Source organism: Sphingobacterium sp. UBA7038 (assembly GCF_002494055.1).
Lineage (GTDB): Bacteria > Bacteroidota > Bacteroidia > Sphingobacteriales > Sphingobacteriaceae > Sphingobacterium > Sphingobacterium multivorum.
Map to the genome: position 1 here is coordinate 16,045 of NZ_DLAV01000005.1, position 24,798 is coordinate 40,842.

Genomic DNA, 24,798 nt, shown 5'->3' on the forward strand with positions numbered 1-24,798 from the left:
ATGCCCAAAAATTTTGTGCTGTTTGTCTGTTTTTGGCTATGCGGCTATTTCTGTTATGGGCAACATCAGATCTCCGGGGTTTTATTAGATAACACGAGTAAGCAAGGTATTCGCGCAGCAAGCGTTAATCTAAAATCTAGTGATGGAAAAGTAATTTCCTTTAAAATAACGGATGCTCTTGGGCATTTTGAAATGATAACATCCAAGGATCTAACAAATGCCTACATAGAGATCAACCATATCGGGTACAAACGTTTCAGCCAAACACTTGGGAGCCAACTACGCAACCTTCAAATCATACTCGAACAAACCACTATTTTATTGGAGGAAGTCAAGATCAAAAGTGCGCCTAAAATAGCACGCAGCGGGGACACACTCACCTACAACGTGGCTGGATTTGCTGACTCCAATGATCGAACTATCGGCGATGTATTGAAGCGAATGCCTGGGCTGGAAGTCCTTGAAAATGGTGAAGTGAAATACCAGGGCAAATCCATTTCAAACTTTTATATCGATGGGGATGATTTGCTGGCTGAAAAATACGGTTTGGGGACAAAATCAATATCCCCAGATTTAGTTAAAGACATACAAGTCATATCTCATCATGAGCATATTAAATTGCTCAAAAATAAAAGGTATAGTGATGATGTTGCGCTAAACCTGGTAATAAAAGAAGAAGCTAAACTAAAGCCGTCCGGTAGCATAATGCTCGGATTGGGAACTCCCAAACATTTCGATGGAGATCTAAACACGATGATGTTTAACAAAAAAGTGAAATTTCTCAATGCCCTGAAAGCAAATAACATCGGTCAGGATCTTGCTATTTACATGGAAGAAACGAGATCACAGGCAAAAATTGACAATCTACTTTCTTTAGGAACAATCGGCAGCCCTCCTTTAGAGAAAAGAGATTACCTCCAGAATAAGACCGGCCTTTTCGATTTCAATTTTTCAAAACCGATTAAAAAAGACTGGTCGCTACGTACGAATATCCAGGGATTATATGACAGAAACAACATTCATTATGAAGGGAAAAACACCTATTATACTGAAAAGGGGGATATTTCATTCCATGAGATTCAGATTGCACAAATTAACACTAAGGCCGCGACCGGGCAAGTGACAGTTGAGCGCAATACCGATCATTTTTACTTTAAAAATTCCTTAACAATGGGGCTAAATACTGAGGATTCCGAATCGAGTATCTCATCAGATACAATACCGATCGACAACAATATTCATCATAGGTCCAAAACGATCAACAATCAACTGATTTATATGCCGGAGCTTAAAAATGGAAATATTATCCAACTTCAATGGTCTAGTAAATATTATACAAAGCCCCAGAGACTACGCAGTTCTACCGAAGTATTCAATGACCTGTTTTATCCAGTCATATTTGATAAGATAATCCAACATGTCAATGTACCGACCTTCAATACTGTCGCTTCGCTGGGATATCGCCTCCCCAGCGGTAAAATAAACCAATACTACGGTATAAAGCTCGAATTAGAAAATCAACGCCTTGAATCTAACATCGAACTCCTACAGGGAGAAAAAATTTTCAATCCGTTGCTAGATTCAACAATAAATAGAATGAATTGGTTACGCACATCCAGTGAATTCAATGCACATTATGCTTGGAATAAAGAGCGTTTTAAATCAAATTTATCCTTGCCTGTCGCCTTTATCCATACCCGTTTTGAAGACAAAAATTATCAGCTCAATAATTGGAAAAATCTCATCCAATTTACACCCAGCTTTAGCGCTCGATACCATATTGGCTATGATGATGAACTTGCATTTTCCTATAAAAATAGCAACAACTTGGGAAATATAGATGCTGTTTATCGCGGTTTGATTATCCAAAATTACCGAACTAGATCTTATAATAGCTCAGCCAATCCAGTGAGCAGAAATAATGATTTTTTCTTGAACTATAAATTGGGACAATCGGTTAAATTACTGTTTTTTCATTTTGGACTAGGTTATGAAATTCACTCAACAAACAATATGATAGCCACTACAGTTACAGACTCATTGACGGCGACACAACTGATTGCAAAAGAAAATTCTATGCACAGCTATACAGCTACCATCGGTCTTGATAAATATATATTCAAGCTAGGGGCCCTATTCAAACTGAAATTCAATTGGAGACGATCAAACTACAATCAGTTATTTAACAAGGAAATATTACCCATTGCCATTACTTCTTATGAACTACAACCTGCTTTCAACAAGAAATTTTTCAGAAGGATAGCACTAGATTATAATAGCTCCATTAATCTATCATTTTCCTCCCAGGGCAATGCATCGTCAGATCGTCGTATTCTTTTTATTACGCAATCGATGAACTTCCCCATCAATATCACAAAATCAGTATTACTTAAATGGAATCTTCAGCACCTTTTTAACAAACAGCCTGATTATAAGAATACAAATTATTTATTCTGCAACGTCATGACAAGATATAGTCGATGGGGAATGGATTTTGAACTGGATATACGCAACCTAGCCAATATAAAAAGTTTTGAAACAAACTCCATAACAGCCAATGTACAGTCGCAGAATCGTTATGAACTGCGGGGACGAACGGCTCTCCTTAGGGGAATTTACCATATCAAATAGGTTTTTTATAGGAATTTAAATGCTATAAAAACAAAAAAGGGTTAGTATCACTACTAACCCTTTTCGTTAATCTCTTTCTATTATAACTTAATTTCTTCATCCTTCGCATTGAAGAAATGGAATTCAGTTAGATAATATGACGTCATTGGATTTACTTTAATCCATTTTCCGTACTTCATGAACCATTTCATTCTTTTAGAAATCAAACCAGACTTAATGTAGGCGTCTATATAAGGGTGAACACATAAGGTCACCTTCTTTTCGTTCTGTTCTTGAAGAATAAAGCTCAAATTATTTTCTATATCATCCATAAGGACAATACTTGATCGGATTTCACCTGTACCATCACAAGCCGGACATTTTTCGTTTGTGACAATATTCATTTCAGGTCTAACGCGCTGACGTGTAATTTGAACCAATCCAAATTTACTTGGAGGCAAAATCGTATGTCTCGCTCTATCCGCTACCATACATTCTTTTAAGAACGTATACAACTCTTTTCGATGATTGGGTTTATGCATATCGATAAAATCGATGACTACAATTCCGCCCATATCACGCAAACGCAGCTGTCGCGCAATTTCTTTTGCTGCTTCCATATTGACCAGCAATGCATTGTCTTCCTGATTCTCCTTATTCGCAGAACGGTTACCACTGTTGACATCAATGACATGCAGGGCTTCGGTATGCTCAATAACGAGATACGCACCACCAGGCAATGTTACCGTTTTGCCAAAAGCTGCCTTGATTTGCTTTTCAACTCCGAAATGATCAAAAATTGGCTCTTTATGTTTATAAAGTTTGACAATTTTCTCCAAATCTGGAGATATATCGTGTATATATGATTTTGTTTCTTCGAAGATCGAAGGATCATTAACATAAATATGTGAAAACTCGTCTGTCAAAATATCCCGTAGAATAGTGGATGCACGATCCATTTCGCCAAGAACCTTTTGAGGCGGTTCAGCATTACGAAGACGTTTGGTAAATAGTTCCCATTTTGAGATCAGGTCCAATAAGTCACGTTGTAGTTCTTCAACACCCTTACCTTCGGAAACTGTACGAATGATAACACCAAAATTAGCTGGCTTAATCCCTTCGACAATCTTTTTTAGGCGGTTGCGTTCATTACTACCTTTGATACGCTTGGAAATGGAAACAGTACTTGAGAAAGGTACCAAAACGACAAAACGACCTGCTATTGAAAGGTCTGAACTCAGACGCGGTCCTTTTGTTGAAATGGGTTCTTTGGCGATTTGTACTGGCACGAGCATATTTTTGCTCAAGACATCAGAGATCTTACCAGCTTTATCGATATCCTTTTCAAGTTTTAAACTATTGAGCAGTTTCTCTTGATAACTGCCATTCTTCACTATACGCGTAAGCTTTAGCAAAGATTGAACTTGAGGACCCAAATCTAAATAATGTAGAAAAGCATCCTTTTCGTAGCCTACATCTACGAAAGCTGCATTAAGCCCAGGCATAATTCGCTTGATACGTCCGAGATAGATATCTCCAACGGCGAAGTTATTATTTGCGGGCTCGCGGTTAAGTTCAACAAGCTGCTTATCTTGTAGTAAAGCAATAGTTACCCCTTTATCAGGAGTTGAATCGATAATTAATTCCTTTACCAAAAGCTACTCATTTTTGATACCTATGCAATATCCTATCGCAATCTTGGGTATCCGATTAAACATTTAAAGAACGTTGTTACGAAAAAAACAATCTACATCCCCTTCACAGACATGTAGATCGTTTCGTAAAGCTATCTCAGCAAAATGGGCCAAGATGTTTAAAAGCTTATCACAAGACTATTTTTTCTTGTGTCTATTTTTTCTTAAACGTTTTTTACGTTTGTGAGTAGCCATCTTGTGTCTTTTTCTTTTTTTTCCGCTTGGCATAGCTAAATTTTTTAATGATTATAAATAATAAATTAATTACTTGCTCAATTCGGCAATCTTTCGATCGATGAATTGTGATAGGGAAGGATCGGCTGCCAGTTCCTTACTTTTTTGAAAAGCTGTAACGGCTTCCTTTTTCATCCCAATATTTTCATAGCCTGTGGCTAAGTAAAAGTATGACTCAGCATCGGGTTTTTGATCGATAACGGTCTTAAAACGCTCGATGGCTTTGTCAAACTGACGGGATTGTAATGAAAACAATCCCAAAGTTTTGTTTGCTTCTAAGTTTTTAGGATCGGCAGCAACGACTTCTCGCAACAAGGCAATACCTGCCATAGGGTTGTTCGTTCCCGATACCATTGCGGCACCCAATCCTGTTTTTGCATCTAAACTACTTGTATTCGCTTTTAACGCAGCCTCATATGCATGAATAGCATTTTGATTCAACGCTTGAGCTAAAGTAGAATCCTGCAAATTTGTATAAGCGGCACGATAAGCATTACCTGCTTTCAACCAATACTCAAACTTCGGTGAAACCTTCGCCATTTCCTCATAGATGAAAGCCTGAGGGGCTGGTTTTGCGACATCATCCCACTTATTTGCCAACTGTTGCAACAGCTTTATCTTATCCTCTCCAGAAGCTTTTGCAACTTGGCCCTCAATATCGGAAATTTCTTTGACTAAACTAGCATCTAAACCTTGTTTTGTCATCGAAGATATATTTTCCAAATTTACTTCATTGGACGGCTTCGACTCAGATGCTGCAGCAGTTTGTTTTTCTTTGTTCACCAAACCTTTAATAGGCTGCGCTAAAAGCACAGCAACCAAGGCTACTACTGATCCTATGACTATTATCTGTTTGGTTTTTGCCATTTTAATCTATTTTAAAGATTATTTATTGCCATTCTTTACTTTCTCTACGAAAATTTTTGCTGGCTTGAAACTAGGAACAAAGTGTTCAGGGATAATGATTGCTGTATTTTTTGAAATGTTTCTTGCAGTCTTCTCAGCTCTTTTTTTGACTACGAAGCTACCAAAACCTCTTACATATACATTTTCTCCTCCGATCATTGCGTTTTTGACAACTTTAAAGAACGCCTCTACGGTTTCTTGAACATCTACCTTCTCTAAGCCAGTTTTGGTAGAGATTTCTGCAATAATTTCTGCTTTAGTCATATCTATTTTACTGTAATTATTTATTTTTCAACCCTTAAGCCAACTAATGTTTGGGGATGCAAAAGTATTGTTTTAAAATGAGTAATGGAAATTATTTAAATACTTTTTTGATAAATAAGCTTCCAAAAGCCAAACATTTACAATCAATTAACGAGACATTACGTTCGACCAACCCTTAAATAAACCTCAAAAATAAAAACAATTATCTAATTTACAAGATGTTGACTTATTAGTTGTCATATAAAAATCAATATATGCCAATTGCATGACTTAGCTGATCCAAATCCGCCTTGGTATGGTGTGCATTTACCACAATCCGATTTAATAGGGGATCTGTAGCAAGGGGATAAGGAAAACTTGACACCAGTACTCCCGCATTCATCAGCCTCGCATAAAGGCCCGTATCCGTTGATGAAAACACCGGAAAATTAGCAACAGCGTTTAATTCAGACCCCATATGTGCTTTGAAGGAATTAATATTATACTGCAACTTTTCGAATTGCCGTAAATAGATCTGCTCTCCATGGATAAATGCATATAAGCTCGCTGGCGAACTTGGAGAAGCCCCTGTATAAAAGTTTGATCGCTTGAAATACTTAATTCGTTCCTCATCGGCCAAAATCAATCCAGCATCTGTTGCCAGGCCTTTCGCCAAGGATGCGACGACAATCAGCTCAATATTAACCTGTTGAAAACTACTCTTATCTAATGAAATGCCATTCTTGCGCAAAACTCCTATTCCGTGAGAATCATCCAAGAGCAGTATAATTTTTTTGCCCGGATCAATACGATTGAAAACAGTGAAATCGTATAATTCCGGGCGCATATTGTCCAAGCTGTTACTAACGATGATAAATGATTTTTGGGCTGAATGATTGATATACTCGATCGTTGCATTGGCCCAGTCAACAAAATGTCCAGTTGCTGCAGGCTTTTTATCTAACCATAAAGAAGGGTGACATGCGGGTGCGTACAATACTTCGCCTTCAGCCGCCAAGGTTCTTACAAGAAATTGCGTCGCCAGATATCCACTTGAGAGCAACAGACTTGCTTCAAAACCAAAACGCATTGCAGCATATTCTTCCGCTTGATCAAATATGGCCTGTTGCACATTATTATTTCGTGAAGTGCCATTGTTAATACCATATCGCTGTATACCTTCTATGAAAATAGCAGCATATGCTTGATCTGTTGCCAGCCCTAGATAGGAAGTTCCACCGAAAAAAAGATATTCCTTACCGCCGACCACAATAACTCGACCTGTTGGTTGTTCTAAATGTGTAAAATTATTCATCTATATATAGCCGATTCATTTAATTAGCGGGTCAAGACTTCGGGGTTAGCGATATGCTGTGGATTACCCTCGGAAAAGGCTACAATATTCTCAAAAGCAAGTCTAAATAATCGTTCATAACCATTCTTCTCCACATAGCCAATATGTGGCGTACAGAGCACATTTGGTAGCTGCAATAAAGGATAGTTAGGATCAAAGACTGGCTCGGACTCATAGACATCTACCGCAGCCATTCCCGGAACACCTGTTTCGAGCGCGGTCAATAGTGCACCCTCTTTAACCAACTCTGCACGGGAAGTATTGACAAAAAGTGCAGTCGGCTTCATAGACCGGAGATCTTCGAGCTTTACGATACCTCGCGTCGCAGGCACTAACCGAAGGTGTAAAGTAACAACATCTGAAAAATGAAAAAAATCGGATTTACTTGTTGCAGCTAAAAAACCGTCTTTTACAGCTTCTTCTCGGGAATTTTCGCTTCCCCAAACAATTACTTGGGCACCAAAAGCCTTTGCATATTGCGCTATTCGCTTCCCTATTTTTCCATAACTCCATATCCCTATTGTTTTTCCGGAGACACATTCTCCTATGTTCGTTTGCCATAGGCCTTTGTCCATATCTGAAAGAGCCTTAGGTAAACCTCGGAGTGCATTCATGATCAAAAGCCAGGTCAATTCAGCTGGAGCGACAGGAGAACCCATACTTTCAGCAACAGCCACATGAAAGCTGCTACAAACAGCCAAATCCAAATGATTTGAAATTTTGCCCGTTTGGCTGATCAACTTTAGTTTGGGAAGCTGGGACAACAGATCTTCTGTAATCTGGGTCCGTTCTCTGATGAGCACTAGCGCTTCCGTATCGCTTAATTTTTCCGCCAGTAAAGCCGGATCTGCATAGGACTGTTTCAATATTTGGACATCGTGACCATCAAGAATTTTGAAACAGTCCAACTGTCGGACAGCATCTTGATAGTCATCTAAAATGGTTATTCGCATTTTTTTGACTTAATTTTAAACTCTCATTTTCAATATCCAACGAAAGTAAAAGGCTTTTATATCCCTATAACTTCATCGCATATAAAAGCAATATAGTACGTTCCCATCTTTCCATTGCGGAACTTATTTAGGAAGGAAATTTTGCTTTTCGATATCAATTTACAGCATAAAGTTGGAATCCTGCAATTCGTCATGATATTTTGACATTCCATCCACTCTTTTTCGCAGAAGCACTTACAGCCGCTGATATTTGAATAAAAATAAAGAAAAATGAAGCTGTTATTAACCTTACTATTTTTAAGTATTACCATCGTATCGGCACAGTCTATCTTAAAAGGGAAAGTACTGGGCAAAAACGGCAAACCGATATATTTAGCCAATGTTTTTATTGAAGGCACCTATGATGGCGGCACGACTGATTCGCTTGGAAACTTTATGTTTGAAACTAGTGAACAAGGTACTAAAATGCTGAAAGCGTCTGTTGTGGGCCTCCCAACATATAGTAAGTCTATCCAGCTTCCTCAGAAAGAATTGCTTATTATTCAAATGCAAGAAAGTGAGAATCGCCTACAGGAAGTCACGATTCAGGCAGGGGTGCTACAAGCCAATAGCTCCGGAAAAAACACGGTAATGAGTCCATTGGATATTGTCACTACGGCAGGCAGCATGGGAAACATCATCAGCGCATTAGCAACATTGCCCGGTGCACAGGTTGGGGGAGAAAATGGACGTCTTATGGTTCACGGTGGAGATGCCTCCGAAACACAGACCTACATCAATGGAATCAGAGTAGCCCAACCTTACACCGCAACACCAAATGAAGTTCCTGTAAGGGGTCGATTTTCACCCATGCTCTTTAAAGGCGTAAATTTCTCTACAGGTGGTTATTCGGCAGAATTTGGTAATGCGCTATCCAGCATTCTAGCCCTAAACACCGAAAATACCATAGAACAACGCAAAACAGAGTTTTCACTATCTTCCGTTGGACTAGGTTTGGGACATACCTTACAATGGGGCAAAAACTCCCTCACCTTCAACAGCAGTTATACCAACTTAAAACCTTATTCCAAAATTATTACGCCAGATATCAAATGGACAAAACCCTATGAAAACGCCTCCGGAGAAATGATCTATCGCCATCAGTTTAAAGAAGGCTTTCTAAATATCTATGGGGCATACAATTTCGAAAATATGGGACTTTACCAAGCAGACATCAATTATGAGCAACCTGTCCCATTGAAAAAGAAATCCAACAATGCCTACGCCAACATTAGTTACAGTCAGAATCTGGGAAACCGATGGACTTTCCAGTCCGGCATTGGCCTAGGCTACCTGACCGATAAGCTGCACTACGATGACGTTTACCTACCTAATGAAGAAAAAAGTCTTCACTTAAAAGGAATGCTAAGTAAGGTCTGGAACAATAAGATTAAAAGTATTGGCGGAATAGAATATTTCGACACCAATTATCAAGAAGAATATCACCGACAAACCATTGGTTATCACTACGGGTATCATAGCAAGATGACCGCCGTATTTACGGAAACGACCTTCGGCATCCTCCCGAACTTAATCGGGAAAATCGGCTTACGAGAAACCTCCTCCAATTTGCAGTCGAAGAACACTTTAGAACCAAGAGCTTCGCTGGGCTACGCATTAGATAAATATACGCAGCTCTCACTTGCCTATGGGAACTTCCATCAGCAGGCACCAACACCTCTATTAAAATATGCCCCTCAGCTTGGCTGGATGGAAGCCAATCACTATATCGCAAATTATTTCTATGCCCGTGGAGGGCACTTACTTCGCTTAGAAGCTTATCATAAAGAATACAACAATTTGGTAAAATACAACAGTGCGACGCCAAATTACGACACCCAATATGACAATAACGGAAGCGGTAAGGTCAAAGGCTTTGACCTATTTTACAAAAACAACAGCAGCATCAAAAACCTCCAATACTGGATTTCATATTCTTATACGGACAGTAAGCGAAATGACGCGAATTATCCGACAACAGTTACTCCCCCTTATGTCTACAAACACAGTTTCTATATCGTTGGAAAATACTGGCTACCCAGTCTACGTTCACAGCTCAGTGTGACAAATTCGTTTGTATCCGGCAGAAATTACAATGATCCCAATCAAACAGTATTTATGAATAGCCATACAAAAGGTTACAACAATCTTTCTATGAGTTGGTCGTTCCTTTATAGCCAGCAAAAAATTATCCATTTCTCCGTCAGTAATGTTCTTGGCGCTAGCCCAATCTATGGCTATCAATATGCAGACCGACCAAATTCACAAGGAATCTATGACCGTAGACCGATTGTCCCTACCGCCAAGCGCTTTGTGTTTCTAGGCTATTTCTGGACAATCAGTAAAAATGAAAAAGACAATCAATTGGACAATCTATAATAAGCATCAACTCATCATCGAAATACGTCGGTCCATCCAAAATTATTTCTGTTTGCAGCGAAGGATTGCCAACTTCAATAACAATCAATAACATATACATCAAACACAACAGCAATAACTTAGAAAAATATTTAAACTAAAAACGAAAGATCATGAAATCATTTATTATCGTCCTCATCTGCCTTATAAGCGGCAGCGCGTTTGCACAAGGCAATTTTGAAAAAAGTATGGGACAAGCCATGAGTCTATGGCAATCGGGAGAGACACAAAAAGCGGCCGCTCTTTTAGAACGTATTGCACAGGCAGAAAAGGACAATTGGATTCCTGCCTATTATCAGGCCATGGTACTGACAACAGCATCCTTTAGGGAGAAAAATAAAGAGACACAGGCAAAATATATAAAGTCTGCAGAAGAAATACTAAACAATAGCGCCCAGGACAACAATTCAGAATGGCTTGTACTGAAAGCGATGAACCAAACAGCATTGATGATCACAGATCCCATGACAAAAGCCAAAGAGCTTTCGCCTAAGATTATAGCTCTATATAAAAAAGCCATCTCCCTTGCGCCAAACAACCCCCGGGCTGTATTGGGACTAGCGGAATTCCAAATAAACGCAAAAAAATATTTTAACCAGGATACCAACAAAGAATGTGAGGATGTAAAGAAAGCACTATCTTTATTCGGTGAAGAGAAGATTACTACGCCATTTGCACCTTCATGGGGCAAAGATCGGGCAGAACAACTCGTAAAGGAATGCAAATAACACGTTGTGAAAAAAGCACCATTTAAAGCGATTATACAAGCACTACTCGCAAGCCTGGTCGTGACCATCTATTTTGTGGTTGTGGCCAAGCTTGACCATAATGATGTCCCTTGGGTATCCATCATCTTTCACCCTAATATGGTCCGAGGTTTACTATATGGATTTTTTCTCTTTCTGGGTCACAGCTATCTATCGAAATGGGTCGGAAAAAAGTACCCGAACAGTAAAGATTTTGGGAAGAAGATGATTGTTTTTTATAGTATCAGTTTTTTCTTGACCGTACTGGTCGTTTTTATTGTCAATGCTTTTTTCTCCGGACTTTTTAACCCGGGTGTTCCCAAAAATTTCGCTCAGCGTTTCCACCAATTTATTCATCAACAACGTGTTGCATATTATTTTCAAACCGCGATGATATCTTGGTGCATTTCAATGATTTTTTTTGGTTTCTATTTCTATAAAAGATTCAAAGATTACCAAATCAAAGAATCTCATCAGGAAAAACAACAAATAGCAGCACAATTTGAGTCGCTCAAGAATCAACTCGACCCACATTTTTTGTTCAACAGCCTGAATGTATTGAATGGATTAATTGAGGAAAGCCCTAAAAAAGCCAGCATGTTTACGACAGACCTTTCTAAGATATATCGCTATGTATTGGAACAAAGGGACAAAAGCCTCGTTTCTTTACAGGAAGAGCTTACTTTTTCAAAGGCTTATTTAAACCTCTTGAGTCTGCGCTTCGAAACCGGTATACAGATCGATCTACAGATCAATGCGGAACAGCATACTGGTTTTATATTACCGCTTTCCCTTCAATTACTGATCGAAAATGCAATCAAACACAATATTATTTCGATCAGGAAGCCGCTTTTATTGAAGATTTATAGAAAAAATAATTACCTCTATGTTGAAAACAATCTTCAAAAAAAGAAAGTGCTCCATGATCATTCGGGAATCGGTTTGAAAAATATTCAGGAACGTTATGCTATACTGTCCAATCTACCTGTGTATATTCAAGAAAGTGATCTATTATTTTCTGTCGGACTGCCTATTATCCATGAAATAGTCTTTTAAAAGTAACCTGCTCTTAATAAACATGCGGGAGCTAAGCACAGCAAAAACAATAGCATGGGCACAACGATTCAACAAATTAAGCAATACAACGGTCTGATGATCGATAACCACGTAAAAAAGTAATGAAAATAGTAATTATAGAAGACGAACTTCCATCGGCGAGATTACTTCGAAGAAAACTTGAGGAACTCGGTTACACCGTATCTGCTGTACTGCAAACTGTGGAAGAATCCATTGAGTGGTTTATGTCAAACAGTGACCCAGACCTCCTTTTTTTGGATATTCAGCTCGCGGATGGGATTTCATTTGACATTCTGGAGCAGGTGAAACCCAGTTCGGCCATTATTTTTACCACCGCATACGATGAATATATGTTGCGTGCTTTTAAACAAAATAGCATCGATTACCTGCTGAAGCCAATTGAAGATGAAGAATTGGAAAATGCAATTGAAAAATTCCGCCAATTTAGACGCCCCAATCCCCAGTTTGATCTGGCATCGCTTCAAGCGTTGTTTAGAAACCCTGCCCCAACATTTAAGGAACGCTTTACAATCAAAATCGGCCAAAGTCTAAAAGTTGTGACAAGCCAGCAAGTTGAATGCATTTACAGCGAAAACAAAGGCACTTACCTTTATACCAACGAAAATGGAAACTATCTTTTGGATCAGACATTGGACGCACTAACACCGCAACTGTCACCCAAAGCATTTTTTAGGATCAATCGAAGCACGATTATTCAATTTGATGCCATCAAAAATATTGCTGTACATTCCAATGCCCGGCTAAAAATATACCTCAAGCATTATGAATCCGAAGAGCTCATTGTCTCCCGGGAGAAAGTCTCAGCCTTCAAAGACTGGCTGGACAACTAATTCAGGAAAAACCAAAAGACTTCTTCCGAGCAGGAGTTAACGCGGGCATACTGATACCGTACCGACGACATAATCATGCGGTAAGCAAATATCCCAGAGAAAATATACAAGCTGATTGAAGAATCTGAGCTACATATTGATCCGATAATTTAGCGGAATACTAAATCGAAGAGACACCGCAAAACCCTTTATCGGATTATAATCTTTTTTTTCATTGATGGATAATCCATAACCAAAATCAAGATCCACCAATGTAGCCAAGCTCACTCCAACTTTGGGGGTAATGGTATATGGAGTAAGTTCTGTACGAACAAAAGGAGTCAAGACATATGTTTGGGGATAATACGTTATTCCGGCCTCAGGAATTACGGCAAACTTTTTTTGTGTCCATGTAAAGTTAGCTGTAGCATCTGCTCGCAGTATATGATCTCCACTAAAAGGAAATGCGAAATAAGCGCCGGTTTTTAATATACTGCCTTTTTGGAACTGATAACTCAGTGAAGGACCGATTAAATAATCTTGCGCTTTTAGGTTGCTAACCAGCGCTAACAACACAACAAGTGACCCCAGGAGTTTATAAATCGTCTTACTGCGCATTTTTCAATTAATAAATATGAAAATTGAGCGGAATATTTACCCCTACTGAAACGGTAATTCCGTCAATCGGCTTAAAATTTTTCTTCGTATTGTAATCAAATCCATAACCTATTCCCAGATCCACAATGGAGAATAGACTGGCCCCCACTTTTGGCGTTATAGTGTAAGGTGTTAACTCTGCTTTCACAAAAGGGAAAAGAACAAAATCATTTAGATAGTAAGTAAATCCCAGCTCTGGAATAACCGTCGTTTTACCTTCCATCCAGCTGAAATTAGCTCCGGCATCAATTTTCATATATTGAAAATCATTCGGGGCAAATAATCCCCAGCCCGAAACTTTCAGAAAATTACCACTTTGATACTGATACCCTACTGAAGGACCCCAGATCCATTTATTATGTTGTTTCCAGGGCTTATCTTGTGCTTTAGACAACGTAGTAAAGAGAAAAAGGATAGTAAATAACGATAACATTCTTAGTTTCATCCAGCTAAATTACAAACTATAATCTATTTTATGGAATACAACAGGTGCATGCCAGAATAGTTTTACTTAAAACAGAAAAATAGTAAATATATACGCCTACAGCAAATGAATAAAAGTACAGTTTATGCCGGTCTTTAATTATATAGATCTTTAATAAGGTAATATCCTTATTCGGATAAACTGTGATCGTTCGTTCAACGATCCTTCATCGCCCCAATAGCCATCAATATGGTTGGCAGCAGTATATATGCATCCATCTTTGCCCCAAAACATCAATTCCTCTTTCCAAGTTGGCATCCACTCTTTAAAACTAACAAAAAGCATCGGCGTCACCTTTCCTTGTTTCACGTGGAAGAGCTGCAAGTCACCCGTCGATTCATAGGGATCAGCGTGTAAAGTCATCAGATAATTTTTATCGGCAGAAAAGAAGGGATAATCTCCACATTCCACAATAAGATGACCGTCTTGTTTATCAAAAAGCCGCACATCAGCACTTTCCCAGTAATTCCCATCAACAGCAAAAGCATTTAGAAAATCATAATGTCCTTTATACGAATAACTGGCTTCCAATTCATTATCGATATCCTTATCTGTAAAAATTAACTTTTTTCCATTGGTCAAAGGCAATTCTAGGGTTTTTCCGTTTTTAGGATAAGACAGGGTATCCTTGATCAAGTAATTTTTAGCCGTATTCTGAGCGGCTAGGAACGTTTGCTTATCAATCAACTCTAACTGGAGATACTTATCTAAAGAATGCCCCTTTTCATAATACGTTTCTTTACCATTTATCGTAAGTGAGACGATTGAATTTAAATCCCTGGGGGAAATTGTAATCTGATCCTGTTTCCCCAGCTTGGACTTCGCTACATACACCTTTTCCCATCGTGTAATATCACCTGTTTCGCCATTTCTCCCTTTGTAATCGCGCTGTATACGGTCCATGACAGCAACCCATTCTCCTTCTTCACCGATCACATCGAGCTTGGTGCCATAGGGATATTTTCCTAATAGCGGAGCCGCTCCATCTGCACCTTGTCTAAGTTCGACTCCAGCACGATCAACAACATAGGTGTTTTTTAAAACCTTTGTCCTGTCATAGTCAATCGGCAAAGGAGGAAATTTAGCAGCATCCATCGTATCCTTCACGGCAATGGTTTTAAGTTCAGAAGAATCCTTTAAATCTGTATTATTAACCCTCGTATTGTGACCACAGCTCAAAATTCCCATGAATAATGTCGCTCCAAGGAATAAAGATAGGGGTGAAAATAGTTGTCTATTCATAAAGGTCAAGGTAGCGATTCCCATGCCAAAAAAAAAATACTGGTTTTCAGGGGTTCTCCGAGAGCAAATACGATTATCCAAAGGTTCACAGTTTTAGCGAAGTAAAATCTAAAGCTCATTCCAAATTTGGACTAGATCCTTTGAATAGGATATCTATAGCCACAAAGGCTCGTTAAAACCCCGCGGAATTTTTAATCTTTTAGCCATAAATTTTTCCCTTTAATTTGTAAACCGGCCTCTGACTTCCGTACATGAACAATTGTACTAATGATAGCGATAAAGATGGTCAAGAAGCGGAAAAAATTGCTCCATCCATTTCCTGCAGCATTGTCTGCAACATCAAAGATCATCCATGCCGAATTCATCAAAACATGAAGTGCTATCGGTATCCAAAGATTAAAACTCCATTCGGCATACAACCACGAAAATAGGATAGAGCCGAAGAAAGTCGTACAAAAAATCAGGGCCAATTCTCCCAAATCCTGACTCTGATAAAGATGCAGTATAGCAAAAAGGAATGAGGTGGCTAAAATGGATGGAATAAAACCTAGTCGGGTATAGCGATAAACTAAACCAAAAAAATAGGCCCGAAAAATCACTTCTTCAAAAAAACCCGATGACACACTATTTATTAATAGCGTGTTCGGATCTATTTTGCGGTTGAAGGTAAAAACAAGGGCATAGCCCAAGAACATGGGTAAGGTGGCTATTATTCCAAAAGATAGCCCCTGTAAAAAAGAGCCCTTTAAACCAAATTTTTCCAAGAACTCATTCGGCACTTTAGGTTTAAGCAGCGTTGCCCCCAAAAGCAGTGGTCCAAGGCTAATTGAATACGTCAGCACATGCCCCAAAAATCTACTGTGGACATAATTGCTCATCGTGGGTTGAAGCCTAGCAAAAAACAAATTATCAAGGATAAAGTATATTCCGAAGAACAGGAATAATACCAGCAGGTTTAAACTTTTTGTGCTCATCTTTTTTTTGAGCAAAATTATGCCCCTCATGATGAGTAAACAAAGTTATGTGGCGTATGGCAAGACTTAGGGCTGACTGACAACAGCGAGGCGATCTTCTGCCCTATAAATACGGTCTAACTGATTCCATAGCAGACCTTGAAATAACAGCACAATCTTCAGTATCTGCAAAACGTAACAAGAAACCTTGGGCATTCCCTTCCTTTGCAATTATTTTTTCAAAGTTAACAAGAAACGACCGATGACATCGGTGAATAGACATTGTATTCAAGAGTTCAGACAATCGGCTCAACGTAATTCGTACCATCTGCTTCTTTACCGTACCATCCTTCCTAAAATAGATCATGCAATAATTATCCATTGATTTTGCAAAAATAAAATCGCTTGGCAGTAACTTTAACGATTGATTACCATTGGGGATATCGACCAGCCCCAAATGACAGTCATTCATTTGGCTCAATATGATCGCTGGCTTTATCGATAAACGTTCAATCGACGAATTATTCTTTTCATAATACGAATGACGCTTATCAACTCGAAGCAAAAAATAAATCGTAGCAATTGGGCTGTAAAGTGAAAGTGTGTAAAATCCAATATAGGGGAGGTTATTCCACTGTAATGGGGCCTGATTGATGAACCAGCCATGATAGACGAAATTTAAAAAAACTGATAATAGGAGCACAAGAAAAATACGAAATAGTTCTATCGCAATTGTTCCTCTTTTTTTACGTAAGAGGACAGAAATTAAGGCATATGCAACGAATAATATGACCCCATATCCGGATAACAAGCTAAATTTATAGGCATGCTCAAAATTATACGTTCCAAATGGCTGAAAAACCAGTAGGAATACATAAGCGGATAAGCCGAGTAAAGAGGCATAGGTGAGCAGCTCTCTTATGGAGACAATTTTGGGAATTACGCTATTTAAATAATTTAGAACAGGCTTTTTATACATCATGATCGGATAAATTTAGCGTTTTTGGCCGGCAGAGTGAAAATTTATAGCGAAAAAATTGAAATATATTGAATTTATGATTTAACTTAGAAGATATTTTTTCAAGCCAACATTAGTCGCTCGAATTAAAATTGATTTGTCATATTATATATTAACGTAATTCTCCAAATTATGCGTTTAGGTCAACTACTTACTTTATTTCTTTGCTCGGCTTTTATCCATGTCATCCAAGCACAGGAAAAGCAAGTTTTAATAGAAAATGTTAAACTGCTCGATTATAAAACTCAAATGTTAACTCCGCCAAAACATGTTTTAATAAACGGTAACACGATTCAAACCATTAGTACATCTCCTATTGACGTGCAAAGTAAGAATATCGTTAAAATAGACGCTAAAGGCAAAACCCTAATGCCTGGATTGATTGATGTACATGTCCATTTGGTATTTGGAGCTTTGACAATGCCTCAAATGATGACAAATGACCTTTCCGAGGAAGTCTTGATCAAAACGGTGGGGCTCTCGGCGCAACAGATGTTAATGCGGGGTTTTACAAGTGTACGAGATGTCGGTGGCCCTATATTTCCATTAAAGGCGGCGATCGACAAGGGTAAGCTTCTAGGGCCTAGAATATGGCCTTCTGGTGCTGTTGTTAGTCAAACAGCGGGGCATGGAGATTTTCGGACACAGGAGGAAAAATCGCGTCGTTTTTTTGGCATTGTCTCTCGTGCGGAGCGATATGGAGCAACATTCATCGCCGATGGTCGTGATGAGGTTCTGACTGCAGTACGAGAGAATCTGAGATTCGGAGCAAGTCAGATTAAACTCATGGCGGGTGGAGGAACTTCTTCAGCATACGATCCTGTGGATGTTACCCAATATACGCTAGACGAAATGAAAGCAGCAGTAGAAGCAGCCGAAGACTGGGGAACCTATGTCACCGTACATGCGTATACGCCAAGAGCAATTCGAAGAGCGATCGAAGCTGGTGTAAAATGTATAGAACATGGACAATTGCTCGACGAAGAAACTTTACAGCTGATCGCAAAAAAAAATATCTGGCTTAGTTTACAAAACCTGGTGGAAGATACACCCGATATGGATCCACAACGAAGAATCAAGCGTAAACCCGTCATTGAAGGTCAGGAAAAAGTATGGCCAATGGCTAAAAAATATGGAGTAAAGCTAGCTTGGGGTACAGATTTCCTTTTTGAGCCGGAACTGAATAAAATGCAGAATGCTTTTATTTTGCGACTTCAAAAGTGGTTTACAAATGCCGAGATCATTAAAATGATTACTCAAGACAACTGTGAGCTTCTGCAGCTTTCGGGATTAAGAAGTCCTTATCCTGGCAAGTTGGGAATAGTAGAAGAAGGAGCTTTGGCAGATCTGATCCTTGTAGACGGAGATCCGCTTAAGAATTTAAAACTATTGGCAGATCCAGAAAAAAACTTTTTGTTGATCATGAAAGACGGTCAGATTCATAAAAATAGCCTCCAGAGGCATTAATATTTACAAGGTGAAATTTATTGTATCTCGAAAATCCGCATCTTAAGATGATAAAATGTATTTTCGATGACATCAGTTAAAACGGGCTATTTTGGCTCGTCAAGGTGAAAAAGGAATCAAACAATTTTACCATCACATGGTGCAGGCGGTTGCATTACGGTATAATTTATTTGAAGAGTAAACACCTTTGCATTTAATTGATTAGTTTTGCGTTTAAACGATAAATCAAAGCATTCGGTGGCATTATTATTCAACGACGGGCGTCCAGTAGTAAGACTAAGAGCATTTCGGGCTATCGACGATCCCCAAACCTGTGAACGTTTCATAGAAGGACACGCGCATGTGTTAACTGCTATAGGCGTAAAGAAAGTAACTTCTTCCAAAAATGACTGGATGTACAATCCCGCATCATTCGTACTGATCGTAGAATCCCTTGATGGTGATAAAGTCTATGGTGGAGTACGTATACACGTATCTGGAGGGAGTGAACCACTTCCGATTGAACAGGCCACGGGAGCGATGGATGCCAAAATCTTAGACCTTGTTTATGATTATGCGCAACAGGGAACCGGTGAAGGTTGTGGGCTTTGGAATTCCCGGGAGATCGCTGGATATGGTATTGGCAGCATATTTTTGACGAGGGCTGGTGCCGCTATCAGCACACAGGTTGGCATTAAATCGCTCTTTGCTTTATGTGCTCCTTACACGGTGAAATTAGCAGAAAGTGTTGGCTACCGCATTGATACAAGTGTTGGAAATAATGGCACGTTCTATTATCCTAAGCTGGATCTGCTGGCTACGGTAATGATTATGCGTAATCTTGACACCTTGACCGAAGCCGATCAAGAAAACAAAGATGCAATTTTATCACTTCGGAATAATTCCAATATTGTCCGCATAGAAACTTTGCGGAATAAGGAAATTGAAATTCATTATCAAATCGATATTCCGAATCTCAATCAATGGGATTTAAATGAAATTATTAAAAACCTGAAACATACATCATTAGATCACAAACCAGATGATCGTAATTTAAATATCTTATAATGGACACTAAACATTATGGTGCCGGCTATTTAATGGATACCGGTGATTTTCTTAAACAATTAAAAATACATTCATATACTCCTTTTAATACGATTAAAGAGGGCGTTGTCGTCGATCTAGGTTGTGGCACTGGAATGGATGCCATCAATTTAGCTAATATGCTAGGCCATAACGTTCTTGTCGTTGGATTGGATCATGATAAGGCTTTAATCGAACATGCCAAAACAAGCAGTGTGGAGGTAAAGAACGTCGACTTTGTTCAGGGTGAAGTTAATCAACTTAGCTTTACAGATAATTCCATTGCTGGCATCAGAATGGAACGTGTTGTACAACATCTTCCGGAAGCACCGAAAATGTTTGCTGAGGTTCACCGTGTTTTGCGTGAAGGTCAACCCCTAGTCATCGTCGAGACGATCTGGAATAGCCTGACATTTTACAGCAAGCATGTGGGTATTGAGGCTAAGATATGCCATTATTTGACCGAAGAAAAAGTCAATAATGGCTGGGCTGGGAATAAATTAACTTCAGACCTATTGACTCAAGGCTTTAAACAAGTTCAATTGCAAACATTCTGTATGGTAGCCCGCTCGAAAGAAGAAGCCAACCGCTATCTTTTCTTAGATAAAATTCTTTTGGAGATGGTCGAAAAAGGGAAGTTGAGCACAGCTGAAATGGAGGAATTTCAAAACACATTGGACCAAGCTGATGAAGCGGGTTGTTTCCTTGTTTCTATGAATTTAGTTATTGCCGAAGCAAAAAAATAGCATATAGTGATGAAATGCTGGCTTAACTTGATCTTCTTATTTATTTTTACGTGCAGTTCAACTTGTTTTGGAGAGGTTATTATCGATCAACCGACGCAGCGTGTATTGATCGGATATGGTCTCGAGCGTTATATGGGGAAAGGAGAGCCTAACTTTGCGGATACTTCAGCTTCCTCCTTCCAGTCGTTAGAAAGCAAGGTACCCAATTTGGGCATATCACCCACTGACATCTGGTTCCGATTGCCTGTGACAAATAAGGGAAAAGAGAAACTTGAACTCTTGCTCGAAATTGCCTACCCTCTCTTGGATGAGGTCGAACTTTTTGTACCATCATCAAATGGGCATTATAAATCGATCAAACTGGGCGAGCATCAATCTTTTTCGGCTAGAAAATATAAGGTTCCTAATTACGCATTCGACATCCAATTACCCGGATATGAGAAAACGATCTTTTTTCTTCGTGTAAAAAGTACGGAACAGATTATTCTCCCGATCTATTTAAGTAACGAGCGCAGTTTCTTAAAAGAGATGAATGACGACAGTTTGATAAGCGGGATCTATATTGGTATTGTCGGGATTATGGCGATATACAATTTATTCCTGTTTTTTTCAGTTCGTGAAAGGGGCTATCTGTATTATGTCCTTTATGTTCTTTGTGCAGGAATAACACAAATGGGCATTAAAGGTTATAGTTTTCAGTATCTGTGGCCAAATTGGACATATTTTGCAACAAAAGGTCCTATTATCTTCGGATGTTTATCAGGCTTATGCGCCCTGCTTTTTGCAGATTCATTTCTTCAATTACCGAAAAACGCTCCTCGGTCAAGACGTGTGATTACTGCTTTTATCATCCTTTTTGTCGTTGGTAGCCTTCTTACACTGCTCAACCTTACACAACCAGCGTTCATGGTTATGCAGCTAACAACAGGAGCAGGCTCTTTATTTGTCCTTTACTTATCCTATCGGGTAATGATAAATGGCTATAAACCAGCTAAATATTTTGTTTACGGTTGGACAATTTTACTATTAGGTTCTGTCGTCTTTTTATTGAAAGATTATGGCATTTTAAAATATAACGATTTTACGAGTAACGCCGTACAAATTGCATCTGTTGTGGAGATGGCCTTATTGTCCTTCGGTCTAGCTTATAGTATCAATATCTTAAAAGAAGAAAAAGAAGCATCACAAGTCAGGGAATTAGCGATCTCATTAGAAAACGAAAAGTTGATACGCGAGCAAAATATCGTATTGGAACAAAAAGTAGATGAGCGGACACGTGAATTAACAGAATCTAATGAGTCTCTACAAACCACTCTTACCCACTTGAAGGAAACACAATCTCAACTTGTCGAAGCCGAAAAGATGGCCTCTCTTGGTCAACTGACTGCGGGGGTTGCGCACGAGATCAACAATCCAATCAACTTTGTTACATCCAATGTCGCTCCATTAAAGCGTGATATCAAGATGATCTGGGAAACGCTGGAGGAGGTAGAACGTATAGCTTTTAAAGAGGGGATATCCGAAACGGAAAAGCAATTGCAGATCAAAAAATTCAAGGAGGACCTGGATATTGATTATCTGAAAACAGAGGTAGATTTTCTATTAAAAGGGATGCATGATGGGGCCCATAGGACCGCCGAAATAGTAAAGAGTTTGCGGATCTTCTCGCGCGTAGACGAGGATACATTAAAATTTGCAGATCTAAACGAGGGGTTGGAGTCAACAATGGTTATCCTCAATAGTTTATTAAATAACACGATTGAAGTTGATAAGATCTATGGTGATATGCCAAAGGTCGAATGTCATGCCGGCAAACTCAATCAGGTCTTTTTGAATATTGTGACAAATGCTATTTACGCCGTGAATAAGAAGTTTAATCACGATGTTGGTGGTAAAATATGGATTGAGACCGGAGTTCACGCGGATAATACCTCCGTCTTTATCAAAATCGCAGACAATGGTATAGGTATTCCAAAAGAAATTCATGAACGGATATTCGAACCATTTTTTACAACAAAAGACGTTGGCGAAGGTACTGGTTTGGGAATGTCCATAGCCTATAATACCATTGCGAAACATCATGGTAAAATTATCGTAGATTCAGAAGTGGGACAGGGCACAAGCTTTACACTCCTCATTCCAATTCAACAAAACAATTAATACCACTATAAACTTAAAATAGTTCAATTAACTATTATTTTTTCATATCTTTTGTAAGGGATAAAACCATATAATAAAATTATGCAGAGGGAGCTTGAAATATTATATATCGATGACGAAGTAAACAATTTGGTTAGCTTTAAAGCGAACTTTAGATACGATTACGCTATCCATACAGCATCCAATACGAGTGAGGCCGAAACGATCCTTCATGCTCATCCTGATATCCGTATTATCTTCTGTGACCAACGTATGCCGGATGAGATGGGCATCGATTTTTTGCACCGCATTAAAAAAGATTTTCCAAAACCAATCCGTATTCTTTTAACGGCTTATGCCAATATGGAAACTGTAATTGATGCAGTTAATAAGGGCCATATTTTTAGGTTTGTCCGAAAACCCTGGATGAATGAAGAAATGGTTTCCGCAATAGAAGAAGCTAATAAGTTTTATGTTGCAAACTCCATGCTAGAGGTTAAGAATCAAGAGCTACAAAAAGCTTATGATGAATTAGATAAGTTCGCTTATAGCGTTAGCCATGATCTTCGTGATCCATTGACCGGGGTTCTTTCTGCGGTGAAACTTGGATTAGAGTTTGACAGCATAGATCGTATCCATGAGTTGTTATCACTAATGGATAGTTCCTTGGTCAGCTTAGATGCTTATATTGACAGTCTGCGCGACTATTATCTTTTACGAAGAGGAGAACTCATGTTGTCAACGATAAATTTCGAAGAGCTCTTTGGCAACATACGCCAGTTTTACAGCATGTATACGCAAAATAAGGATGTGGCTTTTGAAATTTCAGTGGATCAAAAAGAAATCTTTAGCGGAGACAAAGCACTTGTAGAACTGATTTTGCATAATCTTCTTTCTAATGCTTTTAAATATCAACGTAAAGGGCAGGAAAACCAGTACGTCAAACTCTCAGTATCCGTATCAGAACGTAAAGCTAAAATTATGGTGAGTGACAACGGAATAGGCATATCTCCAGAGTATGTTGAAGATATCTTTAAATTATTCTTTAGAGCCAGTGATCAAGCGAAAGGCATGGGATTTGGGCTCTATAATGTTCAGAATGCACTCTTAAAACTACAAGGGAAAATCGAAGTACAATCACAACCCAATCAGGGTACAACCTTTACCGTCGTCATACCGAGCAAATAATCCTTTCACTTTCGGCAATCCGATGCGATGGCAGCGAAGAGCATCACAAAGCAAACAGACATTTTAAATAAAAGTTGACTTTCCTAAAATTATAATCCTTTAGGAAAGTAGCTTTTGCCGAAGCAAAAACTCCAACTGATCATTTGAAGTCTCAAGTTGAGAATTAGTCTCCACAATTTTTTGGCGCTCAGCATAGACATCATAAGCGCGTTGAATCGTTTGATCGAGCTCCTCTTCACTCCAAGGCTTATTGAGGTAATGAAAGATTTTTCCTTTATTGACCGCATCAACGACAGCTGCCATGTCCGTATATCCTGTCAAAAGGATACGCATTGGGGCTGCATTGATCTTAATAATCTCTTCCAAAAACTCTACACCGGTCATTTCCGGCATACGTTGATCAGTAATGATAATATGTATCTGGTTGTTTTTGACAATATCGATTGCATCGGCACCACTAATTGCCGTAAACACTTTATACTTTAGTCGAAATGTCGCTTTAAAAGAAAACAGATTGTTTTCTTCGTCGTCAACGTACAATATCGAAATCTTCTTGTCTTCCATAAGCTTATCGTCTGAAATACAAATTTACGTAATAAATTCGCTGAATTAATAACAGATTAAAGAGTTTTATGTTTTCCTAGCAGAAATAATACGGGATAGCTGATAAAAATAATGGATTCGTTATCCGATGATTATAACATTGAACATTAGAAAAAAGATTTAAAGTTAATA

At 38.8% G+C, this 24,798-nt stretch carries 21 protein-coding genes; 10 read left to right on the plus strand and 11 right to left on the minus strand.

What is annotated here, in order from left to right:
- The gene (locus tag B3H30_RS01135; protein WP_286777407.1) at positions 1 to 2,631 is read left to right on the plus strand and encodes a hypothetical protein; all 2,631 of its coding nucleotides are present in this window, start codon (positions 1 to 3) and stop codon (positions 2,629 to 2,631) included.
- A gap of 80 nt (positions 2,632 to 2,711) precedes the next feature.
- On the opposite strand, the gene B3H30_RS01140 is transcribed toward B3H30_RS01135, so the two are convergent.
- The 5 genes from B3H30_RS01140 to B3H30_RS01160 all read right to left on the minus strand — a co-directional run bounded on the left by B3H30_RS01140 (position 2,712) and on the right by B3H30_RS01160 (position 7,994).
- Positions 2,712 to 4,265, minus strand: coding sequence for an Rne/Rng family ribonuclease (locus B3H30_RS01140; protein WP_046673301.1), 1,554 nt, complete (start codon positions 4,263 to 4,265; stop codon positions 2,712 to 2,714).
- A 303-nt stretch (positions 4,266 to 4,568) separates the two neighbouring features.
- A complete protein-coding gene (locus B3H30_RS01145; protein WP_070562796.1) occupies positions 4,569 to 5,405 on the minus strand; it encodes a tetratricopeptide repeat protein in 837 nt (278 codons plus the stop codon).
- A gap of 18 nt (positions 5,406 to 5,423) precedes the next feature.
- Positions 5,424 to 5,708 (minus strand): HU family DNA-binding protein, encoded by a 285-nt coding sequence (locus B3H30_RS01150; RefSeq protein ID WP_046673299.1) that lies wholly within the window; start codon positions 5,706 to 5,708, stop codon positions 5,424 to 5,426.
- Between the two features lie 247 nt (positions 5,709 to 5,955).
- On the minus strand, positions 5,956 to 7,002 hold the full coding sequence (locus B3H30_RS01155) for an 8-amino-7-oxononanoate synthase (protein WP_112375136.1): 1,047 nt from the start codon (positions 7,000 to 7,002) through the stop codon (positions 5,956 to 5,958).
- 23 nt (positions 7,003 to 7,025) lie between these two features.
- Positions 7,026 to 7,994, minus strand: coding sequence for a D-2-hydroxyacid dehydrogenase family protein (locus B3H30_RS01160; RefSeq protein ID WP_112375137.1), 969 nt, complete (start codon positions 7,992 to 7,994; stop codon positions 7,026 to 7,028).
- Positions 7,995 to 8,264: 270 nt separating this feature from the next.
- On the opposite strand from B3H30_RS01160, the gene B3H30_RS01165 reads away from it, so the two are divergent.
- The 4 genes from B3H30_RS01165 to B3H30_RS01180 all read left to right on the plus strand — a co-directional run bounded on the left by B3H30_RS01165 (position 8,265) and on the right by B3H30_RS01180 (position 13,125).
- On the plus strand, positions 8,265 to 10,412 hold the full coding sequence (locus B3H30_RS01165; protein ID WP_070562787.1) for a TonB-dependent receptor: 2,148 nt from the start codon (positions 8,265 to 8,267) through the stop codon (positions 10,410 to 10,412).
- Positions 10,413 to 10,564: 152 nt separating this feature from the next.
- Positions 10,565 to 11,179 carry a tetratricopeptide repeat protein gene (locus B3H30_RS01170; RefSeq protein ID WP_070562784.1) on the plus strand — a complete coding sequence of 205 codons (615 nt, stop codon included), beginning with the start codon at positions 10,565 to 10,567 and terminating at the stop codon, positions 11,177 to 11,179.
- A 6-nt stretch (positions 11,180 to 11,185) separates the two neighbouring features.
- Entirely contained in the window at positions 11,186 to 12,253 is a 1,068-nt protein-coding gene (locus tag B3H30_RS01175) for a sensor histidine kinase (RefSeq protein WP_070562780.1), read from the plus strand.
- 122 nt (positions 12,254 to 12,375) lie between these two features.
- Positions 12,376 to 13,125: a LytR/AlgR family response regulator transcription factor gene (locus tag B3H30_RS01180; protein ID WP_159333480.1), complete on the plus strand. Its 750-nt coding sequence runs from the start codon at positions 12,376 to 12,378 to the stop codon at positions 13,123 to 13,125.
- Between the two features lie 129 nt (positions 13,126 to 13,254).
- Here B3H30_RS01180 and B3H30_RS01185 read toward each other — a convergent pair whose 3' ends face one another.
- The 5 genes from B3H30_RS01185 to B3H30_RS01205 all read right to left on the minus strand — a co-directional run bounded on the left by B3H30_RS01185 (position 13,255) and on the right by B3H30_RS01205 (position 17,422).
- Entirely contained in the window at positions 13,255 to 13,722 is a 468-nt protein-coding gene (locus tag B3H30_RS01185) for a hypothetical protein (RefSeq protein ID WP_070562774.1), read from the minus strand.
- A 7-nt stretch (positions 13,723 to 13,729) separates the two neighbouring features.
- Complete coding sequence (locus B3H30_RS01190; RefSeq protein WP_070562771.1) at positions 13,730 to 14,206, minus strand: hypothetical protein; 477 nt, start codon at positions 14,204 to 14,206, stop codon at positions 13,730 to 13,732.
- A gap of 150 nt (positions 14,207 to 14,356) precedes the next feature.
- On the minus strand, positions 14,357 to 15,487 hold the full coding sequence (locus B3H30_RS01195) for an SH3 domain-containing protein (RefSeq protein ID WP_159333481.1): 1,131 nt from the start codon (positions 15,485 to 15,487) through the stop codon (positions 14,357 to 14,359).
- A 191-nt stretch (positions 15,488 to 15,678) separates the two neighbouring features.
- Complete coding sequence (locus B3H30_RS01200) at positions 15,679 to 16,461, minus strand: CPBP family intramembrane glutamic endopeptidase (RefSeq protein WP_070562851.1); 783 nt, start codon at positions 16,459 to 16,461, stop codon at positions 15,679 to 15,681.
- Between the two features lie 103 nt (positions 16,462 to 16,564).
- Complete coding sequence (locus B3H30_RS01205) at positions 16,565 to 17,422, minus strand: LytTR family DNA-binding domain-containing protein (RefSeq protein ID WP_070562764.1); 858 nt, start codon at positions 17,420 to 17,422, stop codon at positions 16,565 to 16,567.
- Between the two features lie 168 nt (positions 17,423 to 17,590).
- Here B3H30_RS01205 and B3H30_RS01210 point away from each other — a divergent pair, with 168 nt between their 5' ends.
- From B3H30_RS01210 to B3H30_RS01230, 5 genes are all read left to right on the plus strand, one after another.
- Complete coding sequence (locus tag B3H30_RS01210) at positions 17,591 to 18,925, plus strand: amidohydrolase family protein (protein ID WP_286777409.1); 1,335 nt, start codon at positions 17,591 to 17,593, stop codon at positions 18,923 to 18,925.
- Between the two features lie 237 nt (positions 18,926 to 19,162).
- A complete protein-coding gene (locus B3H30_RS01215) occupies positions 19,163 to 19,972 on the plus strand; it encodes a hypothetical protein (RefSeq protein ID WP_070562848.1) in 810 nt (269 codons plus the stop codon).
- The gene (locus B3H30_RS01220) at positions 19,972 to 20,736 is read left to right on the plus strand and encodes a methyltransferase domain-containing protein (RefSeq protein WP_070562758.1); all 765 of its coding nucleotides are present in this window, start codon (positions 19,972 to 19,974) and stop codon (positions 20,734 to 20,736) included. The genes B3H30_RS01215 and B3H30_RS01220 overlap by 1 nt, the downstream gene beginning before the upstream one ends.
- Positions 20,737 to 20,745: 9 nt before the next feature.
- Positions 20,746 to 22,896: a sensor histidine kinase gene (locus B3H30_RS01225; RefSeq protein WP_070562755.1), complete on the plus strand. Its 2,151-nt coding sequence runs from the start codon at positions 20,746 to 20,748 to the stop codon at positions 22,894 to 22,896.
- Between the two features lie 81 nt (positions 22,897 to 22,977).
- Positions 22,978 to 24,063 carry a sensor histidine kinase gene (locus B3H30_RS01230; protein ID WP_286777411.1) on the plus strand — a complete coding sequence of 362 codons (1,086 nt, stop codon included), beginning with the start codon at positions 22,978 to 22,980 and terminating at the stop codon, positions 24,061 to 24,063.
- 99 nt (positions 24,064 to 24,162) lie between these two features.
- Here B3H30_RS01230 and B3H30_RS01235 read toward each other — a convergent pair whose 3' ends face one another.
- Positions 24,163 to 24,627, minus strand: a complete 465-nt coding sequence (locus tag B3H30_RS01235; protein ID WP_046673283.1) for a response regulator — start codon at positions 24,625 to 24,627, stop codon at positions 24,163 to 24,165.
- Positions 24,628 to 24,798: the final 171 nt, after the last annotated feature.

Coding starts and splice junctions, on each gene's coding strand:
- B3H30_RS01150 (WP_046673299.1), bottom strand. CDS start 5,708: ATGACTAAAGCAGAAATTATTGCAGAAATCTCTACCAAAACTGGCTTA.
- B3H30_RS01155 (WP_112375136.1), bottom strand. CDS start 7,002: ATGAATAATTTTACACATTTAGAACAACCAACAGGTCGAGTTATTGTG.
- B3H30_RS01190 (WP_070562771.1), bottom strand. CDS start 14,206: ATGAAACTAAGAATGTTATCGTTATTTACTATCCTTTTTCTCTTTACT.
- B3H30_RS01230 (WP_286777411.1), top strand. CDS start 22,978: ATGCAGAGGGAGCTTGAAATATTATATATCGATGACGAAGTAAACAAT.
- B3H30_RS01225 (WP_070562755.1), top strand. CDS start 20,746: ATGAAATGCTGGCTTAACTTGATCTTCTTATTTATTTTTACGTGCAGT.
- B3H30_RS01185 (WP_070562774.1), bottom strand. CDS start 13,722: ATGCGCAGTAAGACGATTTATAAACTCCTGGGGTCACTTGTTGTGTTG.
- B3H30_RS01145 (WP_070562796.1), bottom strand. CDS start 5,405: ATGGCAAAAACCAAACAGATAATAGTCATAGGATCAGTAGTAGCCTTG.
- B3H30_RS01205 (WP_070562764.1), bottom strand. CDS start 17,422: ATGATGTATAAAAAGCCTGTTCTAAATTATTTAAATAGCGTAATTCCC.
- B3H30_RS01195 (WP_159333481.1), bottom strand. CDS start 15,487: ATGAATAGACAACTATTTTCACCCCTATCTTTATTCCTTGGAGCGACA.
- B3H30_RS01210 (WP_286777409.1), top strand. CDS start 17,591: ATGCGTTTAGGTCAACTACTTACTTTATTTCTTTGCTCGGCTTTTATC.
- B3H30_RS01180 (WP_159333480.1), top strand. CDS start 12,376: ATGAAAATAGTAATTATAGAAGACGAACTTCCATCGGCGAGATTACTT.
- B3H30_RS01160 (WP_112375137.1), bottom strand. CDS start 7,994: ATGCGAATAACCATTTTAGATGACTATCAAGATGCTGTCCGACAGTTG.
- B3H30_RS01170 (WP_070562784.1), top strand. CDS start 10,565: ATGAAATCATTTATTATCGTCCTCATCTGCCTTATAAGCGGCAGCGCG.
- B3H30_RS01200 (WP_070562851.1), bottom strand. CDS start 16,461: ATGAGCACAAAAAGTTTAAACCTGCTGGTATTATTCCTGTTCTTCGGA.
- B3H30_RS01235 (WP_046673283.1), bottom strand. CDS start 24,627: ATGGAAGACAAGAAGATTTCGATATTGTACGTTGACGACGAAGAAAAC.
- B3H30_RS01220 (WP_070562758.1), top strand. CDS start 19,972: ATGGACACTAAACATTATGGTGCCGGCTATTTAATGGATACCGGTGAT.
- B3H30_RS01135 (WP_286777407.1), top strand. CDS start 1: ATGCCCAAAAATTTTGTGCTGTTTGTCTGTTTTTGGCTATGCGGCTAT.
- B3H30_RS01165 (WP_070562787.1), top strand. CDS start 8,265: ATGAAGCTGTTATTAACCTTACTATTTTTAAGTATTACCATCGTATCG.